Annotated in this window: 23 protein-coding genes; 10 read left to right on the top strand and 13 right to left on the bottom strand. The window is 63.4% G+C overall.

The window, feature by feature from the left end:
- Positions 1–26 precede the first annotated feature (26 nt).
- The 13 genes from KH389_RS05125 to KH389_RS05065 all read right to left on the bottom strand — a co-directional run bounded on the left by KH389_RS05125 (position 27) and on the right by KH389_RS05065 (position 10,620).
- Positions 27–497: a nuclear transport factor 2 family protein gene (locus KH389_RS05125; RefSeq protein ID WP_043862441.1), complete on the bottom strand. Its 471-nt coding sequence runs from the start codon at positions 495–497 to the stop codon at positions 27–29.
- A gap of 152 nt (positions 498–649) precedes the next feature.
- A complete protein-coding gene (locus tag KH389_RS05120) occupies positions 650–1,927 on the bottom strand; it encodes a CynX/NimT family MFS transporter (protein WP_213606987.1) in 1,278 nt (425 codons plus the stop codon).
- Positions 1,917–2,564: a FadR/GntR family transcriptional regulator gene (locus KH389_RS05115; RefSeq protein ID WP_043862443.1), complete on the bottom strand. Its 648-nt coding sequence runs from the start codon at positions 2,562–2,564 to the stop codon at positions 1,917–1,919. The genes KH389_RS05120 and KH389_RS05115 overlap by 11 nt, the downstream gene beginning before the upstream one ends.
- Before the next feature lie 130 nt (positions 2,565–2,694).
- On the bottom strand, positions 2,695–3,741 hold the full coding sequence (hisC, locus tag KH389_RS05110) for a histidinol-phosphate transaminase (RefSeq protein ID WP_078479974.1): 1,047 nt from the start codon (positions 3,739–3,741) through the stop codon (positions 2,695–2,697).
- 2 nt (positions 3,742–3,743) lie between these two features.
- Positions 3,744–5,084, bottom strand: coding sequence for a histidinol dehydrogenase (gene hisD / locus KH389_RS05105; protein WP_043862445.1), 1,341 nt, complete (start codon positions 5,082–5,084; stop codon positions 3,744–3,746).
- A gap of 126 nt (positions 5,085–5,210) precedes the next feature.
- A complete protein-coding gene (gene hisG, locus KH389_RS05100; RefSeq protein ID WP_043862446.1) occupies positions 5,211–5,846 on the bottom strand; it encodes an ATP phosphoribosyltransferase in 636 nt (211 codons plus the stop codon).
- Between the two features lie 97 nt (positions 5,847–5,943).
- Positions 5,944–7,209, bottom strand: a complete 1,266-nt coding sequence (gene murA / locus KH389_RS05095) for a UDP-N-acetylglucosamine 1-carboxyvinyltransferase (RefSeq protein WP_043862447.1) — start codon at positions 7,207–7,209, stop codon at positions 5,944–5,946.
- 23 nt (positions 7,210–7,232) lie between these two features.
- On the bottom strand, positions 7,233–7,472 hold the full coding sequence (locus KH389_RS05090; RefSeq protein ID WP_010223373.1) for a BolA family protein: 240 nt from the start codon (positions 7,470–7,472) through the stop codon (positions 7,233–7,235).
- A 115-nt stretch (positions 7,473–7,587) separates the two neighbouring features.
- Positions 7,588–7,890: an STAS domain-containing protein gene (locus KH389_RS05085; protein WP_054916378.1), complete on the bottom strand. Its 303-nt coding sequence runs from the start codon at positions 7,888–7,890 to the stop codon at positions 7,588–7,590.
- Positions 7,887–8,537 (bottom strand): MlaC/ttg2D family ABC transporter substrate-binding protein, encoded by a 651-nt coding sequence (locus tag KH389_RS05080; protein WP_213606986.1) that lies wholly within the window; start codon positions 8,535–8,537, stop codon positions 7,887–7,889. Before KH389_RS05080 ends, KH389_RS05085 begins: the two co-directional genes overlap by 4 nt.
- A 9-nt stretch (positions 8,538–8,546) precedes the next feature.
- Complete coding sequence (gene mlaD, locus KH389_RS05075) at positions 8,547–9,014, bottom strand: outer membrane lipid asymmetry maintenance protein MlaD (protein ID WP_043862450.1); 468 nt, start codon at positions 9,012–9,014, stop codon at positions 8,547–8,549.
- The gene (gene mlaE, locus KH389_RS05070) at positions 9,014–9,811 is read right to left on the bottom strand and encodes a lipid asymmetry maintenance ABC transporter permease subunit MlaE (RefSeq protein WP_043862451.1); all 798 of its coding nucleotides are present in this window, start codon (positions 9,809–9,811) and stop codon (positions 9,014–9,016) included. The genes mlaD and mlaE overlap by 1 nt, the downstream gene beginning before the upstream one ends.
- Entirely contained in the window at positions 9,811–10,620 is an 810-nt protein-coding gene (locus tag KH389_RS05065; RefSeq protein WP_043862452.1) for an ATP-binding cassette domain-containing protein, read from the bottom strand. Before KH389_RS05065 ends, mlaE begins: the two co-directional genes overlap by 1 nt.
- A 256-nt stretch (positions 10,621–10,876) precedes the next feature.
- Here KH389_RS05065 and KH389_RS05060 point away from each other — a divergent pair, with 256 nt between their 5' ends.
- From KH389_RS05060 to KH389_RS05015, 10 genes are all read left to right on the top strand, one after another.
- Complete coding sequence (locus KH389_RS05060) at positions 10,877–11,851, top strand: KpsF/GutQ family sugar-phosphate isomerase (RefSeq protein ID WP_043862453.1); 975 nt, start codon at positions 10,877–10,879, stop codon at positions 11,849–11,851.
- A complete protein-coding gene (locus KH389_RS05055) occupies positions 11,852–12,376 on the top strand; it encodes a KdsC family phosphatase (protein WP_043862454.1) in 525 nt (174 codons plus the stop codon).
- Between the two features lie 8 nt (positions 12,377–12,384).
- Complete coding sequence (gene lptC, locus KH389_RS05050) at positions 12,385–12,957, top strand: LPS export ABC transporter periplasmic protein LptC (protein WP_210014157.1); 573 nt, start codon at positions 12,385–12,387, stop codon at positions 12,955–12,957.
- Positions 12,944–13,468 carry a lipopolysaccharide transport periplasmic protein LptA gene (lptA, locus tag KH389_RS05045; RefSeq protein ID WP_054916380.1) on the top strand — a complete coding sequence of 175 codons (525 nt, stop codon included), beginning with the start codon at positions 12,944–12,946 and terminating at the stop codon, positions 13,466–13,468. Before lptC ends, lptA begins: the two co-directional genes overlap by 14 nt.
- Positions 13,469–14,194, top strand: a complete 726-nt coding sequence (gene lptB, locus KH389_RS05040) for an LPS export ABC transporter ATP-binding protein (protein WP_043862457.1) — start codon at positions 13,469–13,471, stop codon at positions 14,192–14,194. It begins immediately after the preceding gene.
- 188 nt (positions 14,195–14,382) lie between these two features.
- Positions 14,383–15,876: an RNA polymerase factor sigma-54 gene (locus KH389_RS05035; protein WP_043862458.1), complete on the top strand. Its 1,494-nt coding sequence runs from the start codon at positions 14,383–14,385 to the stop codon at positions 15,874–15,876.
- Between the two features lie 82 nt (positions 15,877–15,958).
- Positions 15,959–16,267 carry a ribosome hibernation-promoting factor, HPF/YfiA family gene (gene hpf, locus KH389_RS05030; RefSeq protein ID WP_043862459.1) on the top strand — a complete coding sequence of 103 codons (309 nt, stop codon included), beginning with the start codon at positions 15,959–15,961 and terminating at the stop codon, positions 16,265–16,267.
- Between the two features lie 12 nt (positions 16,268–16,279).
- The gene (gene ptsN / locus KH389_RS05025; protein ID WP_043862460.1) at positions 16,280–16,744 is read left to right on the top strand and encodes a PTS IIA-like nitrogen regulatory protein PtsN; all 465 of its coding nucleotides are present in this window, start codon (positions 16,280–16,282) and stop codon (positions 16,742–16,744) included.
- Between the two features lie 2 nt (positions 16,745–16,746).
- Positions 16,747–17,601: an RNase adapter RapZ gene (gene rapZ / locus KH389_RS05020; RefSeq protein WP_043862461.1), complete on the top strand. Its 855-nt coding sequence runs from the start codon at positions 16,747–16,749 to the stop codon at positions 17,599–17,601.
- Positions 17,602–17,621: 20 nt separating this feature from the next.
- Positions 17,622–17,894, top strand: coding sequence for an HPr family phosphocarrier protein (locus KH389_RS05015; RefSeq protein WP_043862462.1), 273 nt, complete (start codon positions 17,622–17,624; stop codon positions 17,892–17,894).
- The last annotated feature ends 2 nt before the right edge of the window (positions 17,895–17,896 follow it).

Raw genomic sequence — 17,896 nt, 5'->3', positions numbered from 1 at the left:
AGGGGTGAAGGTGACAGCTTACCCCGTCAACGCCCGGCCTGAAATGCGCGCAGGCCTTTTGCCGCCTGTTGGCGAATCTTGCCCTGTACCAGCGGTGTCCAGCCCAGCAGCAGGCCCTTGGTACCCAGCGCCTGGCGGGCCCAGCGCCACAGGTCGAAATGATCGTGATGCTCGACGATCAACCCGTCGCGGATCACGAAACGTGCCTGAATGTCGTTGACCACCACGCGACCGGTCTGGCTGAACAGGTAGGTGGCCACCCAGTGCGCAGTGGCGCTGCGCTCGTCGGCGCGCACGCTGTCGAAGGTCAGGGAGAAATCCTTGGCGCGACTGGCGAGCATGCGCCACATGTCGGCGGCGTCCTTGCCACGCAGGGTACCGAAGGCCGGGTCGCTGAACACCACCTCGGGGCTGTAGCAGGCGACCATGGCCTCGGCGTCGAGGCGCTGGAAGGCCTGGTAGAAACGTGTGATCAGCGCGATGTTGGCGTCGCTCATGGGCGCGGTCCATTACAGGGGAACGGACGTGAACGATAGGCCGAGTGATGGCTGAAAGCTACGGGTATATACGGTGCGAATGATGTGCCCCATCGCGGGTCAGGCCCGCTCCCACAGGTGCAGTGCAGACCCGCGATGGCAGCCACGCGAAGTCAGACCCGTTCGCTGACCACACCCACCTGCAACGCCCGCCCGGCCTTGAGCCCGAAACCGATCGCACCCAGGCCCAGCACCGCGAAGATCCAGCCCACTGCGTCCCAGCCACCGGTCACGTCATGCACCAGGCCCACCGCGAACGGCCCCATCGAGGCCAGGGTATAGCCGATGCCCTGGGCCATGCTCGACAGGTTGGCCGCCACATGCGAGTCCTTCGACCGCAACACGATCAGGGTCAGCGCCAGGGCAAAGGTGCCGCCCTGCCCGATACCCAGTACCACCGCCCAGCCCCACAGCCCGCCTAACGGGGCATACAGGCAGCCGAACAGGCCGGCCAGGGTCAGCAGCATCACCAGCACGATGGCCAGGCGCTGGTCCTTGCCACGGGTGGCCAGCCACGGCGCGGTCAGGGCACTGGCCAGTTGCACGATCACCGAACCGGACAGCACCAGCCCGGCCTCGGTCGGGCTCAGGCCACGGCCGATCAGAATCGAGGGCAGCCAGCCGAACACGATGTACGCCAGCGACGACTGCAGGCCCATGTACAGGGTCACCTGCCAGGCCAGCGGATCGCGCAGCAGCCCCCTCACCCGATAAGCCACCGCATGCTTGCCATGCCCGTGGCGCGCCTGGGGCAGCCAGAACAGCGCCGCCACCACCGCCGGAATCAGCCAGACACCCAGGCCCAGCGCCCAACTGTCGTCGAAGTGCTGGCTCAACGGCACGGTGGCGCCGGCCGCCAGGGCCGCGCCCAGGCACAGGGCCATGGTGTACACGCCGGTCAGGGCGCCGGCATGCTTGGGGAAGTCGCGCTTGACGATGCCCGGCAGCAGCACGCCAATCACGCCGATGCTGGCCCCGGCCAGGATGCTGCCGGCAAACAGCCCCACACTGCCCAGCGAGCTGCGCAGCAAGATGCCGCACGCCAGCGTGAGCAGAATGCCCAGCACCACCCGCTCGCTGCCGAAGCGACGCGCCAGGATCGGTGCCAGCGGCGCGAACAGGCCCAGGCACAGTACCGGCAGCGTGGTCAGCAGGCCGGCCTGCGAAGCACTCAGCCCCAGGCTGTCGGACACCTGCCCGAGCAACGGCGCCATGCTCGACAGCGCCGGGCGCAGGTTCAGTGCCACCAGTACCAGCCCCAGCAGCAACAGCCACGGGCGCTGCAGCACGGCGGGCGGTTGCAGCTGGGCGTCGTCGGCTTCGGCGTCGATCAGGAGTTCTTCGAGCGGCGGGTTGGGTTTGGGCATGGCTGTCTCTGCGTCAGGCTTCATTGATAAGGGTTCTGCTCAGGGCCTTGGCCCGTTCCGGGTCGCGTTGCTCGACCGCCTGCAGGATGTCGCGGTGCAGGTCGAACACGCCCTGGCAACGCGATTCGCGCATGTTGTGGTGCACGGCGCACGCCACCACGGCGGAGAAGTAGCGGTACAGCTCGCTCAATGCCGGGTTGTGTGCGGCGTCCACCAGGCGCTGGTGAAACACCAGGTCGCAGGCCACGTAGCTGTCGAGGTCGTCGTGAAAGTGCTCGGCGCTGTGCTGCAGGGCTTCATGCAGCCCCTTGAGGTCGTCGTCGGTGCGGCGCAGCGCCGCCAGCCCGATGGCCTCGGCTTCGAGGATGTGCCGGGTTTCGCGGGCCTGCTCGAGGCTGCAACGCGACAGCACCTGCACGGTGGCCAGCGGGTCGACATTGGCGCGCAGGTAGGTACCGTCGCCCTGGCGCACTTCGACCAGGCCGCTGAAGGCGAGCACGCGCATCGCTTCACGCACGGTATTGCGGCTGATGCCTAGTTCCAGGGCCAGTTCGGGCTCGGTGGGCAGGCGCTGGCCGACGGCCCAGGCGCCATCGGCGACGCGCTGGCGCAGTTGTTCGACGGCCTGCTCGACAAGGGAGCGTTTGATGAGTTGAGTCATTTGACGTGCTTACATCCAATCATCGGACGAATCTGAGGAACGGAGAATAGCCTGTCGGGCCACGTCGATGCAATCGCCAGCTAGGCGGGCTCCCGCAGGAGCCCGCCTAGCTGGCGATTGCAAGGCGCTATCAGTTCAAGGCGTCAAGCAGCGCCTGGTTCTGCTCGGGCGTACCGATGCTGATACGCAGGAACTGCGCGATGCGCTGCTGCTTGAAGTGGCGCACGATCACGCCCTGCTCGCGCAACTTGGCCGCCAGCGCAGCGGCATCCTGCTCGGGGTGACGGGCAAAGATGAAGTTGGCCGCCGACGGCAGCACCTGGAAACCGCGGTCGGTCAACTGCGCCACCAGCTGCTCCCGGCTGTCGATCACCTGACGGCAGGTCTGTTCGAAATACGCCTGGTCCTCGAACGCCGCCGCCGCGCCGACGATGGCCAGACGATCCAGCGGATAGGAGTTGAAGCTGTTCTTGATGCGCTCCAGCGCCTCGATCAGGTCCGGGTGGCCGACCGCCAGCCCGACCCGCAGGCCGGCCAGGGAACGCGACTTGGACAAGGTCTGGGTCACCAGCAGGTTCGGGTAGCGGTCCACCAGGCTGATGGCGGTCTGGCCGCCGAAGTCGATGTAAGCTTCGTCGACCACCACCACCGAATCCGGGTTGGCCTGCAGCATCTGCTCGACTGCCTCCAGCGCCAGCAGGCAGCCAGTGGGTGCGTTCGGGTTGGGGAAGATGATGCCGCCGTTGGCGCGCTGGTAATCCTCGACACGAATCTGGAACTGCTCGTCCAGCGTTACCGCCTCATACGGGATGCCGTACAGGCCGCAGTACACCGGGTAGAAGCTGTAGCTGATGTCGGGGAACAGCAGCGGCGCATCGTGCTGGAACAGGCCGTGGAAAATGTGCGCGAGCACTTCGTCCGAACCGTTGCCCAGGAACACCTGGCTGGCCTGCACGCCGTAGTAGCTGGCCACCGCCTGCTTGAGCCGGTCGCCATTGGGGTCCGGGTACAGGCGCAGGTTGTCGTTGAGCTCGCCGCGCATGGCCTCCAGCGCCTTTGGCGAAGGGCCATAGGGGTTTTCGTTGGTGTTGAGCTTGACCAGCTTGCTCAGCTTGGGCTGCTCGCCCGGCACGTAAGGCACCAGGTCCTTGACGAAGGGGCTCCAGAATTTGCTCATGCTCAGTTGCCCTCTTTATCGACAGGGGTGTGATCGCCAAGGATGCGGTATTCGGCGCTGCGTGCGTGCGCGCTCAGGGATTCGCCACGGGCCAGCACCGACGCGGTGCGACCCAGGTCCGAAGCGCCCTGCTCGGAACAGAAGATGATCGAGGAACGCTTCTGGAAGTCGTACACCCCCAGCGGCGAGGAGAACCGTGCGGTGCCGGAGGTAGGCAGCACGTGGTTGGGGCCAGCGCAGTAGTCGCCCAGCGCTTCGCTGGTGTGGCGGCCCATGAAGATCGCACCGGCATGGCGGATCTGCGGCAACCAGGCCTGCGGGTCGGCCACCGACAACTCCAGGTGCTCGGGGGCGATGCGGTTGGCCACCTCGATGGCCTGCTGCATGTCGCGCACGTGGATCAGTGCGCCACGGCCATTGATGGAGGTCTGGATGATCTCGGCGCGGTCCATGCCCGGCAGCAGCTTGTCGATGCTTGCGGCCACGCGGTCGAGGAACTCGGCATCGGGGCTGACCAGAATCGCCTGGGCGTCTTCGTCATGCTCGGCCTGGGAGAACAGGTCCATGGCGATCCAGTCCGGGTCGGTCTGGCCGTCGCACACCACAAGGATCTCCGACGGGCCGGCAATCATGTCGATGCCCACCTGGCCGAACACATGGCGCTTGGCGGTGGCCACGTAGATGTTGCCCGGGCCGACCACCTTGTCTACCTGCGGCACGCTCTCGGTGCCGTAGGCCAGTGCGGCAACCGCCTGGGCGCCACCGATGGTGAACACCCGGTCGACCCCGGCGATGCACGCCGCAGCCAGCACCAGCTCGTTGATTTCACCACGCGGGGTGGGTACCACCATGACCACTTCGGACACCCCGGCAACCTTGGCCGGAATCGCGTTCATCAGTACCGACGAGGGGTACGACGCCTTGCCACCCGGTACGTACAGCCCGGCGCGGTCCAGCGGCGTGACCTTCTGGCCCAGCACGGTGCCGTCGGCCTCGGTGTAGGTCCAGGAGTCCTGCTTCTGCCTTTCGTGGTAGCTGCGCACCCGGCGGGCGGCGGTTTCCAGCGCCTCGCGCTGCGCCGGGGTGATGCGGCTCAAGGCCAGCTCCAGGCGCTCGCGCCCCAGGATCAGGTCATCGATGGAGGTGGCCTGGACGCCGTCGAAACGCTGGGTGAATTCCACCAGCGCCGCGTCGCCGCGCTCGCGCACGGCCTTGATGATGTCCAGCACCCGCTGGTTGACCGCATCGTCAGACACGCTTTCCCAGCTCAGCAGATGATCCAGATGTCGGGCGAAATCCGGGTCAGCAGCGTTGAGTCGGCGAATTGCAGTGGACGTGGTCATGGCTAAGGCCTCGGTAAATGGCGGATGCTCAGGCGCCCTAAGCTACCAGTCCATCCGCGCGGGCACCCGAGAAAATTGGCTATGACGCGGATAGACGGGCGCGACAGCGAAGGTCGCGCGCAGAAGTCAGCCGCGGTGTCGCGATTCCACGGCCAGACGCAAGGCGTCGATCAGGCTCTGGATGCGTGCGTGCTGCATCTTCATCGAGGCCTTGTTGACCACCAGCCGGGAGCTGATGGTGGCGATCAGTTCCTGGGGTTCCAGGCCGTTGGCACGCAGAGTGTTGCCGGTGTCGACCACGTCGATGATCTTGTCGGCCAGGTTGATCAGCGGTGCCAGTTCCATCGACCCGTACAGCTTGATGATGTCGACCTGACGGCCCTGCTCGGCGTAGTAGCGCTTGGCGACGTTGACGAACTTGGTGGCCACGCGCAGGCGCCCCTTGGGTTCGGCAGCGCCGATGGCACCGGCGGTCATCAGCTTGCATTGGGCAATCTGCAGGTCCAGCGGCTCGTACAGGCCCTGGCCGCCGTACTCCATCAGCACGTCCTTGCCGGCCACGCCCAGGTCGGCGGCGCCATGCTCGACGTAGGTCGGCACGTCGGTGGCACGCACGATCAGCAGGCGTACATCGTCCTGGGTGGTCGGGATGATCAGCTTGCGGCTTTTGTCCGGATTCTCGGTAGGCACGATGCCCGCCTCTGCCAGCAATGGCAGGGTGTCGTCGAGAATGCGGCCCTTGGACAGCGCGATGGTCAACATGGGAAACGTCAATCCTTAAGCGGCTTTAGCCGCCGGACCCGTGCAGGCGCCCGACGGCAATCGATTCTTGTGGCGCGTCCCTGCGCCGAGTGCAGGGCTAGCCCGGTACGCGACGGATCTTCGCGCCCAGCATCTGCAGTTTCTCTTCGATGCACTCGTAGCCACGGTCTATGTGGTAGATGCGATCGATCAGGGTGTCACCCTCGGCGACCAGCGCCGAAATGACCAGGCTGGCCGAAGCCCGCAGGTCGGTGGCCATGACCGGAGCGCCCTTGAGGGTCTTGGTGCCGGTGACGATGGCGGTGTTGCCTTCGACCTGGATCTGCGCGCCCATGCGGTGCATCTCGTACACGTGCATGAAGCGGTTTTCGAAGATCGTCTCGATCACCGCGCCGGTGCCTTCGGCAATGGCGTTGAGGGAGATGAACTGCGCCTGCATGTCGGTAGGGAACGCCGGGTACGGGGCGGTGCGCAGGTTCACGGCTTTTGGCCGCTTGCCGTGCATGTCCAGCTCGATCCAGTCTTCACCGGTGGTGATTTCGGCACCGGCTTCCTTGAGCTTCTCCAGTACCGCCTCGAGGATGGTCGGATCGGTGTCCTTGACCTTGACGCGACCGCCGGTCACGGCAGCGGCCACCAGGTAGGTGCCGGTCTCGATACGGTCGGGCATCACGCGGTATACCGCCGAACCCAGGCGCTCGACGCCGTCGATGGTGATGGTGTCGGTACCGGCACCCTGCACCTTGGCGCCCATGGCGTTGAGGAAGTTGGCCAGGTCGACCACTTCCGGCTCGCGCGCGGCGTTCTGCAGCACGCTGCGGCCCTTGGCCAGGGCAGCGGCCATCATGATGTTCTCGGTACCGGTCACGCTGACGGTGTCGAAGAAGAAGTGCGCACCGCGCAGGCCGCCTTCAGGCGCCTTGGCCTTGATGTAGCCGCCTTCGACTTCGATCTTCGCGCCCATCGCCTCGAGGCCGCGGATGTGCAGGTCGACCGGGCGCGAGCCAATGGCGCAGCCGCCAGGCAGGGCCACTTCGGCCTCGCCGAAACGGGCGACCATCGGGCCCAGCACCAGGATCGAGGCGCGCATGGTCTTCACCAGCTCATACGGCGCGACCAGGGTCTTGATGGTGCGTGGGTCGATCTCCACCGCGAGCTTCTCGTCGATCACAGGCTCGATGCCCATGCGACCGAACAGCTCGATCATGGTGGTGATGTCGTGCAGGTGCGGCAGGTTGCCGACGGTGACCGGGCCGTCGCACAGCAGGGTGGCCGCCAGAATCGGCAGCGCTGCGTTCTTTGCGCCGGAAATGCGGATTTCGCCATCGAGACGAACGCCGCCAGTGATAATCAGTTTGTCCATTGGAATCTCGCCGCCAAGTTGGCTCAGGTGCGCTCAGCCCAGGCTGCGCTGCTGAAAAATTTCATGGTTACCGCATGGATGCTGCCATCGGTGATCCACGGGTTCAGGTGAGCATAGATCTGCTGCTGACGTTTGACCGGGCTCAGGGCCGCCAATTCGTCACTGATTACGTTCAGCTGGAAGTTGCAGCCTTCGCCTTCAACTTCGACCCGGGTTCCCGGCAACTTTTCTTCAAGGAAGTTCTTAACTTCTACGGCCTGCATGCTCAACCTCAATCGGCGCCCTGTGCGCGCGGGTCGGCCATCATACAAAAAAGCCCCTCGCCTGCGAACCCCGTAAACGAGGACTCTGACAGAGGGGCCCGTCGCGCACCCGTATTTATTGACCGGCCAGCAGCTCGCCGAGCCCGTACACCTGAGCGATTTCGTGCATGCCATGGGGCATGCCGCGCACCTCGATGGTCTTGCCCGCCGCCTGCCCGTCACGGGTGAAGGCCAGCAGCAGGGACAGACCCACGCTGCTGGAAAGCTCCACCGCCGAACAGTCCAGCACCAGCGATGGCTCGCGACTGGCAGCAATCAGGGCCCTGCCCTGCTTGCGCAGCACCGGGCCGGTGCGGTAATCCAGCACACCGGACAGGCTCAGCACGCCGGGTGCGGCAAGGGTGACTGCCGCACTCATTGGGCCTGCTTCTCGGCCGCTTGCTCGGTGGTTTCCTTGGCCTTGGCCACTTCGCCGGCCCAGCCGTCGATGGTCTTGTCCAGGTCGTTGCCGTTGCGCTGCATGGCGTCGGCGAACTGGTCACGGAACAGCTTGCCGATGTTGATGCCGTTGACGATGACGTTACGCACCTTCCACTCGCCATTGAGCTTGGTCAGGGTGTAGGAAACCGGGTAGACGGCGCCGTTGTTGCCCTTGACCGTCATGTCGACGCTGGCACGGTCGTCGCCGTCCTTCTTCTCGGCGCCCACGGTGATGCCCTGGTTGTTGTATTCCAGCAGGGCGTTGCCATAGAACTGCATCAGGCTGCGCTTGAAGTTGTCCTGGAAGCGCTGCATCTGGGCCGGGGTAGCCTTGCGCGAGTACTTGACCGTCATGATGCTGCGGGAGATGCCATCGGCATCCACCACCGGTCCCAGGTTGGCGTTGAGCGCATCGTAGAACGCGCTGGGGTTGGCCTTGTACTGCTCCTTGTTCGCCTTGAGGTCGGACAGCAGTTGCGTGGTGGTGGTCTGGATCACTTCTTTGGGCGATTGCGTGGCCGCAACGGCCATCAACGGCAGGCTCGCCAGCAATACCAACAGGCCGCGTCGCAGGATGGAAATCATGGAAACTCCTTATTTAGCTTCTTTGCCAACGGTATTGAGCAAAAACTTGCCAATCAGATCTTCCAGTACCAGCGCCGACTGGGTGTCATGGATGGTTCCACCTTCCTTGAGCACCGCTTCCTCACCGCCCACGCTGATGCCGATGTACTTCTCGCCGAGCAACCCGGCGGTCAGGATCGACGCGGTGGAATCGGTCGGCAGGTTGTCGACGCGTTTTTCCAGCTGCAACGTCACCCGACCGGTATAGGTATCGCGGTCCAGATCGATGGCCGTGACCTTGCCGATGGTTACACCGGCCATGGTCACTTTAGCTCTGACAGTCAAACCGGCGATATTGTCGAAGTAGGCGTAAAGTTTATAGGTATCGCTGCTCGGGCTGGCGGACAGGCCGCTGACGCGCAGGGCCAGCAGAAGCAGTGCCAGGATCCCGGCCAGGAGGAACAGGCCGACACCGATTTCCAGGGTGCGGTTTTGCATCAGAAATCTCCAAACATCAAGGCGGTCAGAATAAAGTCCAGACCCAGGACTGCCAGCGAGGCATAGACCACGGTCTTGGTAGTGGCACGGCTGATCCCCTCTGAAGTGGGCTCACAGTCATAGCCTTGGAATACGGCAATCCAGGTGACGACGAAGGCAAACACGAGGCTCTTGAGCACCCCGTTGAGTACATCGTCGACGAACGAAACGCTGTTCTGCATGTTCGACCAGAAGGAACCTTCATAGACTCCCAGCCAGTCCACCGCCACCCAGGACCCGCCCCAGATGCCGACCACGCTGAAGATCATCGCCAGCAGCGGCAGCGAGATGAAGCCGGCCCACAGGCGCGGTGCAACGATGTACTTGAGCGGGTCGACGCCGATCATCTCCAGGCTCGACAGCTGCTCGGTGGATTTCATGTTGCCGATTTCGGCCGTCAGCGCCGACCCGGCCCGCCCGGCGAACAGCAGCGCGGTCACCACCGGGCCCAGTTCACGCAGCAGGGTCAGGGCAACCATCTGCCCCACCGCCTGTTCCGAACCGTACTTGGTGAGGATGCTGAAGCCCTGCAGGGCCAGCACCATACCGATGAACACGCCGGACACGACGATGATGGCCAGCGACATCACGCCGACCGAGTACAGCTGCTTGACCAGCAACTGGAACCCGCCGCCAATCCCGCCGCGCCCCACCAGGGCATGCAGCAGGAACAGGCAGGAGCGCCCCAGCACGGCCACCACGTCGATCGCGGAGCGACCAAACAGACGAATACGTTCGAGCAATGACTTTCTGCGCATCAACGCTTCCCCAACAGATCGGCGCGGTAATCAGGCGCAGGAAAATGAAAGGGCACCGGACCATCCGGATCGCCTTTCATGAATTGGCGGATACGCGGGTTGTCCGACTCCATCAGCTCCTGCGGCGTACCCTGGCCCAGTACCTGGCCGTCCCCCACCACATACAGGTAGTCGGCAATGCTCGCGGTTTCTGCAAGATCGTGCGAAACCACGATGCTGGTGATGCCCAGCGCATCGTTGAGCAGGCGGATCAGGCGTACCAGCACGCCCATGGCGATCGGGTCCTGGCCGACGAAAGGTTCGTCGTACATGAGGATCTGCGGGTCCAGGGCAATCGCCCGGGCCAGCGCCACACGGCGCTTCATGCCGCCGGACAGTTCGTCGGGCATCAGCTCGATGGCACCGCGCAAGCCCACGGCCTGCAGCTTCATCAGCACGATGTCGCGGATCATTTCCTCGGGCAGCTGGGTATGCACCCGCAGCGGGAAGGCGACGTTCTCGAACACGTCGAGGTCGGTGAACAGTGCACCGCTCTGGAACAGCACGCCCATGTGCTTGCGCGCGTCGAACAGGTCGCTGCGCGACAGGGTCGGCAGGTTTTGCCCGGCCACCCACACCTCGCCGCTGGCAGGGCGCAGTTGCGCGCCCATCAGACGCAGCAGCGTGGTCTTGCCGCACCCGGAAGGCCCCATGATGCCGGTAACCTTGCCGCGGGGAATGCGTATGTCGACATTATTGAAGATGCTGCGCGCGCCGCGCTTGAAGGTCACGCCCTTCAATTCGACCGCGTAGGCGTTATCAACGCTCATCTAAACTCCTTGCGATGCAGCCTTTTCACTCAGACGCCAACCTCCTTCATGGAGGCACGCACGCTCCGAGCGGGCCGAACAGGCGGCGAACTATAGCACCGCTGATAGAGCCACCCCAAGGCCATCACCGAGGCTGTTCAGCTCAAGTTAAGGCTCACTTAAGGTTTCTGGCAGAGCATCCTTGCAATCACAGGTGAGGCTTTGGCGCATTACCGCTATAATCCCCGCCTTTTCATCAGGCAATCCGATCTACGACATGAGCCAATCCACCGACCTGATCCAATCCGCACAGCGCACCATCCGTCTCGAGATCGAAGCGGTAGAGGGCCTGCTGGCCCATATCGACGCCGATTTCGTCAAGGCCTGCGAGCTGATCCTGGCCAGCAAGGGCCGGGTCGTGGTGGTGGGCATGGGCAAATCCGGGCACATCGGCAACAAGATTGCCGCCACCCTGGCCAGCACCGGCACCACGTCGTTCTTCGTTCACCCCGCCGAGGCCAGCCACGGCGACATGGGCATGATCACCCGGGACGACATCATCCTGGCACTGTCCAACTCGGGCACCACCAACGAAATCGTGACCCTGCTGCCACTGATCAAGCGCCTGGGCATCAAGCTCATCAGCCTCACCGGCAACCCCGACTCGCCGCTGGCCAAGGCCGCCGAGGTCAACCTGGACGCCCGCGTGGGCCAGGAGGCCTGCCCGCTGAACCTGGCCCCGACGTCCTCCACCACCGCTGCGCTGGTACTCGGCGACGCCCTGGCCATCGCCCTGCTCGAGGCGCGCGGCTTCACTGCCGAAGACTTCGCCTTCTCGCACCCGGGCGGTGCCTTGGGCCGACGCCTGCTGCTCAAGGTCGAGAACGTGATGCACGGCGGTGACGAGCTGCCCCAGGTTCAGCGCGGCACGCTGCTCAAGGACGCCCTGCTTGAAATGTCTCGCAAAGGTTTGGGCATGACCGTGGTGCGCGAAAGCGACGGCCGCCTGGCCGGGGTGTTCACCGACGGCGACCTGCGCCGCAGCCTGGATCGCAACATCGACGTGCACACCACGCTGATCGACGAAGTGATGACCGTACACGGCAAGACCGCCCGCGCCGAGATGCTCGCGGCCGAGGCCCTGAAGATCATGGAAGACCACAAGATCAGCGCGCTGGTGGTGGTGGACACGCTCGACCAGCCGGTCGGCGCCCTGAACATGCACGACCTGCTGCGCGCCGGAGTGATGTAAATGAACGACGATCTGCTGCAACGCGGCAAGGCCATCAAGCTGGCGGTATTCGATGTGGACGGCGTGCTGACCGACGGTCGCCTGTACTTTCTCGAGGACGGCAGCGAATTCAAGACCTTCAACACCCTCGACGGCCAGGGCATCAAGATGCTCATGAACTCGGGCGTGACCACCGCGATCATCAGCGGGCGCAAGACGCCGGTGGTCGAACGTCGTGCGAAAAACCTCGGCATCCCGCACCTGTACCAGGGCCGCGAAGATAAACTGGTGGTGCTCGACGACCTTCTTGGTCAACTGGGCCTAAGCTATGAACAGGTTGCCTACCTGGGCGACGACCTGCCAGACCTGCCGGTGATTCGCCGGGTCGGCCTGGGCATGGCCGTAGCCAGTGCCGCTCCGTTCGTGCGCCAGCACGCCCATGGCGTGACCCTTGCGCGCGGTGGCGAAGGCGCAGCCCGCGAGTTCTGCGAACTGATCCTGCAAGCCCAGGGCAACCTGGACGCGGCGAATGCCAACTACCTGTAGAGCGATCCATGTTCAGTAAAAAGATCCGCAATATCGCGCTGTTCAGTGTGATCGCTGCCTTGTTTGCAGCGGTCGGCTACTGGAACATCAGCCCCGAGACGTTCCTCGACGAGCCCGCAGCGCAGGTCGACGAAAGCGCCATCGACTACTACGCCATCAATGCCCACAGCGTGCAGTTTCTGCCCGATGGCAAGCTGCAGTACGAGATGACCGCCGACAAGGTCGAACACCTCAAGGTCAGCGAAGTGACGCTGCTGACCACGCCGGACCTCAACATGTACCGCGGTACCGCCTACCCGTGGCACGTGCAGAGCACCCGCGGCGAGGTCAACCCGGACGGCACCGAAGTGGAACTGATCGACAACGTGCGGGTTGCCCGCACCGACGACCAGAACCGCGAAACCATCATTACCACTACCCGCATGACAGTCTTCCCGCAGAAGCAATATGCGCAGACCGAGCAAGCCGTTAGAATCGACGGCGCCGGTGGCACAACTACGGGCAAGGGAATGAAAGCGTATCTGAAAGACGGCAGGATGAACCTGCTGTCCAACGTAAGAGGACAGTATGAGGCTCGTTAAAACCCTCCCCTTTTTGCTCAGCCTGAGCGCAGCACTGGGAAGCGCGAGCGCCTGGGCCCTGCCGAACGACCGTGATCAGCCTATCCGTATCCAGGCTGACCAGGCTCAACTGGATGACAAGAAAGGCGTTGCCACCTATACCGGTGACGTGATCATCACCCAGGGCTCGATGATGATCAAAGGCAACACCGTGACCATCACCCGCACTGCCTCCGGCGATATCGACGTCGTGACCTCGGTGGGCAACCTGGCCTACTTCGAGCAGCAGCAGAGCGCAGCCAAGCCGGACAAGATGCAGGGCTACGGCAAGACCATTCAGTACAATGCGCCACAGAACCGCATCGTGCTGATCGACCGCGCCAAGGTCATCAATGAAGGCAACACCACCGAAGGCGAGAAAATCGTCTACGACACGGTGAAGCAGATCGCTACCGCTGGTCGCGGTGGCAAAGTCACCGAGTCGCGTCCGCGCATCGACATGGTGATCCAGCCGAAGAAGAAGGCCGAGTAGATGGCAACCCTCAAAGCCCAGCACCTGGCCAAGGCCTACAAAAGCCGGCAAGTCGTGCGTGATGTCAGCCTGTCCATCGACAGCGGCCAGATCGTCGGCCTGCTCGGCCCCAACGGCGCCGGCAAGACCACCTGCTTCTACATGATCGTCGGCCTGGTACAGGCCGACCAGGGCCGCGTGCTGATCGACGACCTGGACGTCAGCCACCAGCCCATGCATGGTCGCGCACGTGCCGGCATCGGCTACCTGCCGCAGGAAGCCTCGATCTTTCGCAAGCTGTCGGTGGCCGACAACATCATGGCGATCCTCGAGACCCGCAAGGAGCTCGACCGCGATGGTCGCCGCAAGGAGCTTGAAAGCCTGCTGCAGGAATTTCACATCAGCCACATCCGCGACAACCTGGGCATGAGCCTGTCCGGTGGTGAGCGGCGCAGGGTGGAGATTGCCCGGGCACTGGCCACCGCGCCCAAGTTCATCCTGCTCGACGAACCTTTCGCCGGTGTCGACCCGATCTCCGTGGGCGACATCAAGCAGATCATCCACCACCTCAAGGCCAAGGGCATCGGCGTGCTGATCACCGACCACAACGTCCGTGAAACCCTGGATATCTGCGAGACCGCCTACATCGTCAACGATGGCCAGTTGATCGCCGAAGGCGATGCACAGACCATCCTGGCCAACGACCTGGTGAAAGAGGTGTACCTCGGCCACGAGTTCCGCCTGTAAGCTGCGGCACATGGCTGAACATGGCGCTGCCTGGGCGCTGGCAAATGGCTCCACCCGGGGTTAATTGTTCCAGCGCTCTAGGCAAACGCTTTGATTTCAGGCATATAATTTGCTTAAAGTTGGCGCCTCTCGCGCCCTTGTAGTAGATGGCGCCTGTGCGCCGGCGAATAAGGTGTTAAGCCCCAGCCATGAAACCATCGCTCGTCCTAAGAATGGGCCAGCAACTGACGATGACTCCTCAGTTGCAACAGGCTATCCGACTGCTCCAGCTCTCCACCCTGGACCTGCAACAGGAAATCCAGGAGGCGCTGGAGTCCAACCCGATGCTCGAACGCCAGGAAGAAGGCGAGGATTTCGACAACAGCGACCCGATGGCCGACAACGCCGAGACCAAGCCGGTTGCCGAACCTCAGGAGAGCAGCTTCCAGGAGTCCGCCCCCACGGTGGACAACCTCGAAGAAGGCGAATGGAACGAGCGCATCCCCAACGAACTGCCGGTCGACACGGCCTGGGAAGACATCTACCAGACCAGCGCCAGCAGCCTGCCCAGCAATGACGATGACGAGTGGGACTTCACCACCCGCACCTCCGCCGGCGAGAGCCTGCAGAGCCACCTGCTGTGGCAGCTCAACCTGGCACCGATGTCCGACACCGACCGGCTGATTGCCGTGACGCTGATCGACTGCATCAACAACCAGGGCTATCTCGAGGAAACCCTCGAAGAGGTGTGCGAGTCGTTCGACCCGGAACTGGACATCGAACTCGACGAAGTCGAGGCCGTGCTGCACCGTATCCAGCAGTTCGAGCCCGCCGGCATCGGTGCCCGCAACCTCAGCGAATGCCTGCTGCTGCAACTGCGCCAGCTGCCGCCGCGTACGCCGTGGATGGCCGAGGCGCAGCGCCTGGTCAGCGACTACATCGACCTGCTCGGCAGCCGCGACTACAGCCAGCTGATGCGTCGCATGAAGCTCAAGGAAGACGAACTGCGCCAGGTCATCGAACTGGTACAGAGCCTCAACCCGCGCCCCGGCTCGCAGATCGAGTCCAGCGAAGCCGAATACGTGGTGCCCGATGTCATCGTGCGCAAGGATTCCGACCGCTGGCTGGTCGAGCTGAACCAGGAAGCCGTGCCGCGCCTGCGGGTCAACCCGCAATACGCCGGCTTCGTGCGTCGCGCCGACACCAGCGCCGACAACACCTTCATGCGCAACCAGTTGCAGGAGGCGCGCTGGTTCATCAAGAGCCTGCAGAGCCGCAACGAGACGCTGATGAAGGTGGCCACGCAGATCGTCGAGCACCAGCGCGGCTTTCTCGACCACGGCGACGAGGCGATGAAACCGCTGGTACTGCACGATATCGCCGAGGCGGTGGGCATGCACGAGTCGACCATTTCGCGGGTGACCACGCAGAAATACATGCACACCCCGCGCGGCATCTACGAACTGAAATACTTTTTCTCGAGCCACGTGAGCACCTCCGAGGGCGGCGAATGCTCGTCCACGGCGATCCGCGCGATCATCAAGAAACTGGTCGCGGCTGAAAATCAGAAAAAGCCATTGAGTGACAGCAAGATCGCTGGTTTACTGGAGGCACAAGGCATCCAGGTAGCCCGTCGCACCGTCGCCAAGTACCGCGAGTCCCTTGGCATTGCACCGTCGAGCGAACGCAAGCGATTGATGTGACATCCCCTGAGATGTGCCACCGCAATTCAGTGGCAGGCGCAACACCTGCCTCTTATGCACCGGCAACAAAAGGAGAAGCTGTATGCAAGTCAATATCAGTGGACAGCATGTAGAAGTCACTCCGCCACTGCGCGAGTATGTCGAGCAGAAGCTGAAACGACTGGAGGGTCACTTCGACAAGATCACCAACGTGACGGTGATCATGAAGGTCGAAAAGCTTCAGCAGAAAATTGAGGCTACCTTGCAGATCCCGGGCGGCGAAGTGGTTGCCAACGCCGAACATCAAGACATGTATGCAGCGATCGACGCCCTTACCGACAAGCTCGACCGCCAACTGAAAAAACACAAGGAAAAACAGCAAAGCCTCCTGCAAGGTGCAGCGGCCCGCTGATCCCCCCCACCCATGATCCGACTAGAAGATATCCTGACCCCCGGCCGTTCCCTCGTGAACGTGCCGGGCGGCAGTAAAAAGCGTGCGCTCGAACAGATTGCCAATCTGATCGGCAAGGAAGTACCCGAGCTGGACACCCAAACCGTGTTCGAGAGCCTGATCGCCCGTGAAAAACTGGGTTCGACCGGCTTCGGCAATGGTATCGCCATCCCGCACTGCCGCTTGAAAGGTTGTGAAAAACCGGTAAGCGCCCTGCTGCACCTGGACGCTCCCATCGACTTCGACGCCATCGATGGCGCCCCCGTCGACCTGCTGTTTCTGCTGCTGGTCCCGGAAGCCGCCACCGATGCGCACCTTGAGCTGCTGCGCCAGATCGCCAGCATGCTCGACCGCAAGGACGTGCGCGACAAACTGCGCGCGGCCACCGATAGCCAATCCCTGTACCAGGTCGTACTGGACGTGCAAAACGGGCACTGAACATGCGCTTGATCATCGTCAGCGGTCGCTCCGGCTCCGGCAAGAGCACCGCGCTCGCGGTACTTGAGGACAACGGCTACTACTGCATCGACAACCTGCCTGCCGGGCTGTTGCCGCAACTGGCCGAAAACGCACTGATCAATACCGAGCTGCTGCAGCCGCTGGTGGCCGTTTCCATCGACGCGCGCAACCTGCCCAGCCACCTGAGCCGCTTCCCCGAGCTGCTGGAGGATGCCCGCAGCAAGCACATCCATTGCGATGTGGTGTACCTGGACGCCGACGAAGAAACCCTGCTCAAGCGCTTCTCGGAGACGCGCCGACGCCACCCGCTGACCAATACGCAACGCTCCCTGGCCGAAGCCATCCGGGTAGAGAGCGACCTGCTGGGGCCGATCGCCGACCTGGCCGACCTCAAGATCGACACCACCAACCTCAACCTGTACCAGCTGCGCGACTCGATCAAGCTGCGCCTGCTCAACCAGCCCGAGCCGGGCACGGCGTTTCTGGTGGAGTCGTTCGGCTTCAAGCGTGGCATGCCGGTCGACGCCGACCTGGTGTTCGATGTGCGCTGCCTGCCCAACCCCTATTGGAAGCCCGAGCTGCGGGATCATTCGGGGTTGGAGCAACCGGTCATCGACTACCTGGCCGCGCAACCGGACGTCGAGGAGATGTTCCAGGACATTTCGTCGTACCTGCTCAAGTGGCTGCCACGGTTCGCCGCCAGCAACCGGGCCTATGTCACCATCGCCATCGGCTGCACCGGCGGTCATCATCGCTCGGTGTACATCACCGAACGCCTGGGCCAGGTGCTGCAACAAACATTGAAGAACGTCCAGGTTCGCCACCGCGACCTCTAGCCCTCAGGATCCCGCCCGCGATGCCCGCAATTGAAATCGAGATTATCAACAAGCTGGGGCTGCACGCCCGGGCAGCGGCCAAGTTCGTTGGCGTGGCGGGCAAGTACCCGTGTTCGGTGCGTGTAGGCCGTACCCCGGAGTCGATGGTCGATGGCAAGAGCATCATGGCCGTGATGATGCTCGCCGCCGGCAAGGGCACGAGCATCCACCTCAAGACCGAAGGCGAACAGGAAGCCGAAGCGCTGCAAGGCCTGGTCGAACTGATCAACAACTATTTCGACGAAGGCGAGTAACC

Source organism: Pseudomonas qingdaonensis (assembly GCF_018398475.1).
Taxonomy (GTDB): Bacteria; Pseudomonadota; Gammaproteobacteria; order Pseudomonadales; family Pseudomonadaceae; genus Aquipseudomonas; species Aquipseudomonas palmensis.
This window is presented reverse-complemented; position numbering and strand designations above follow the sequence as displayed.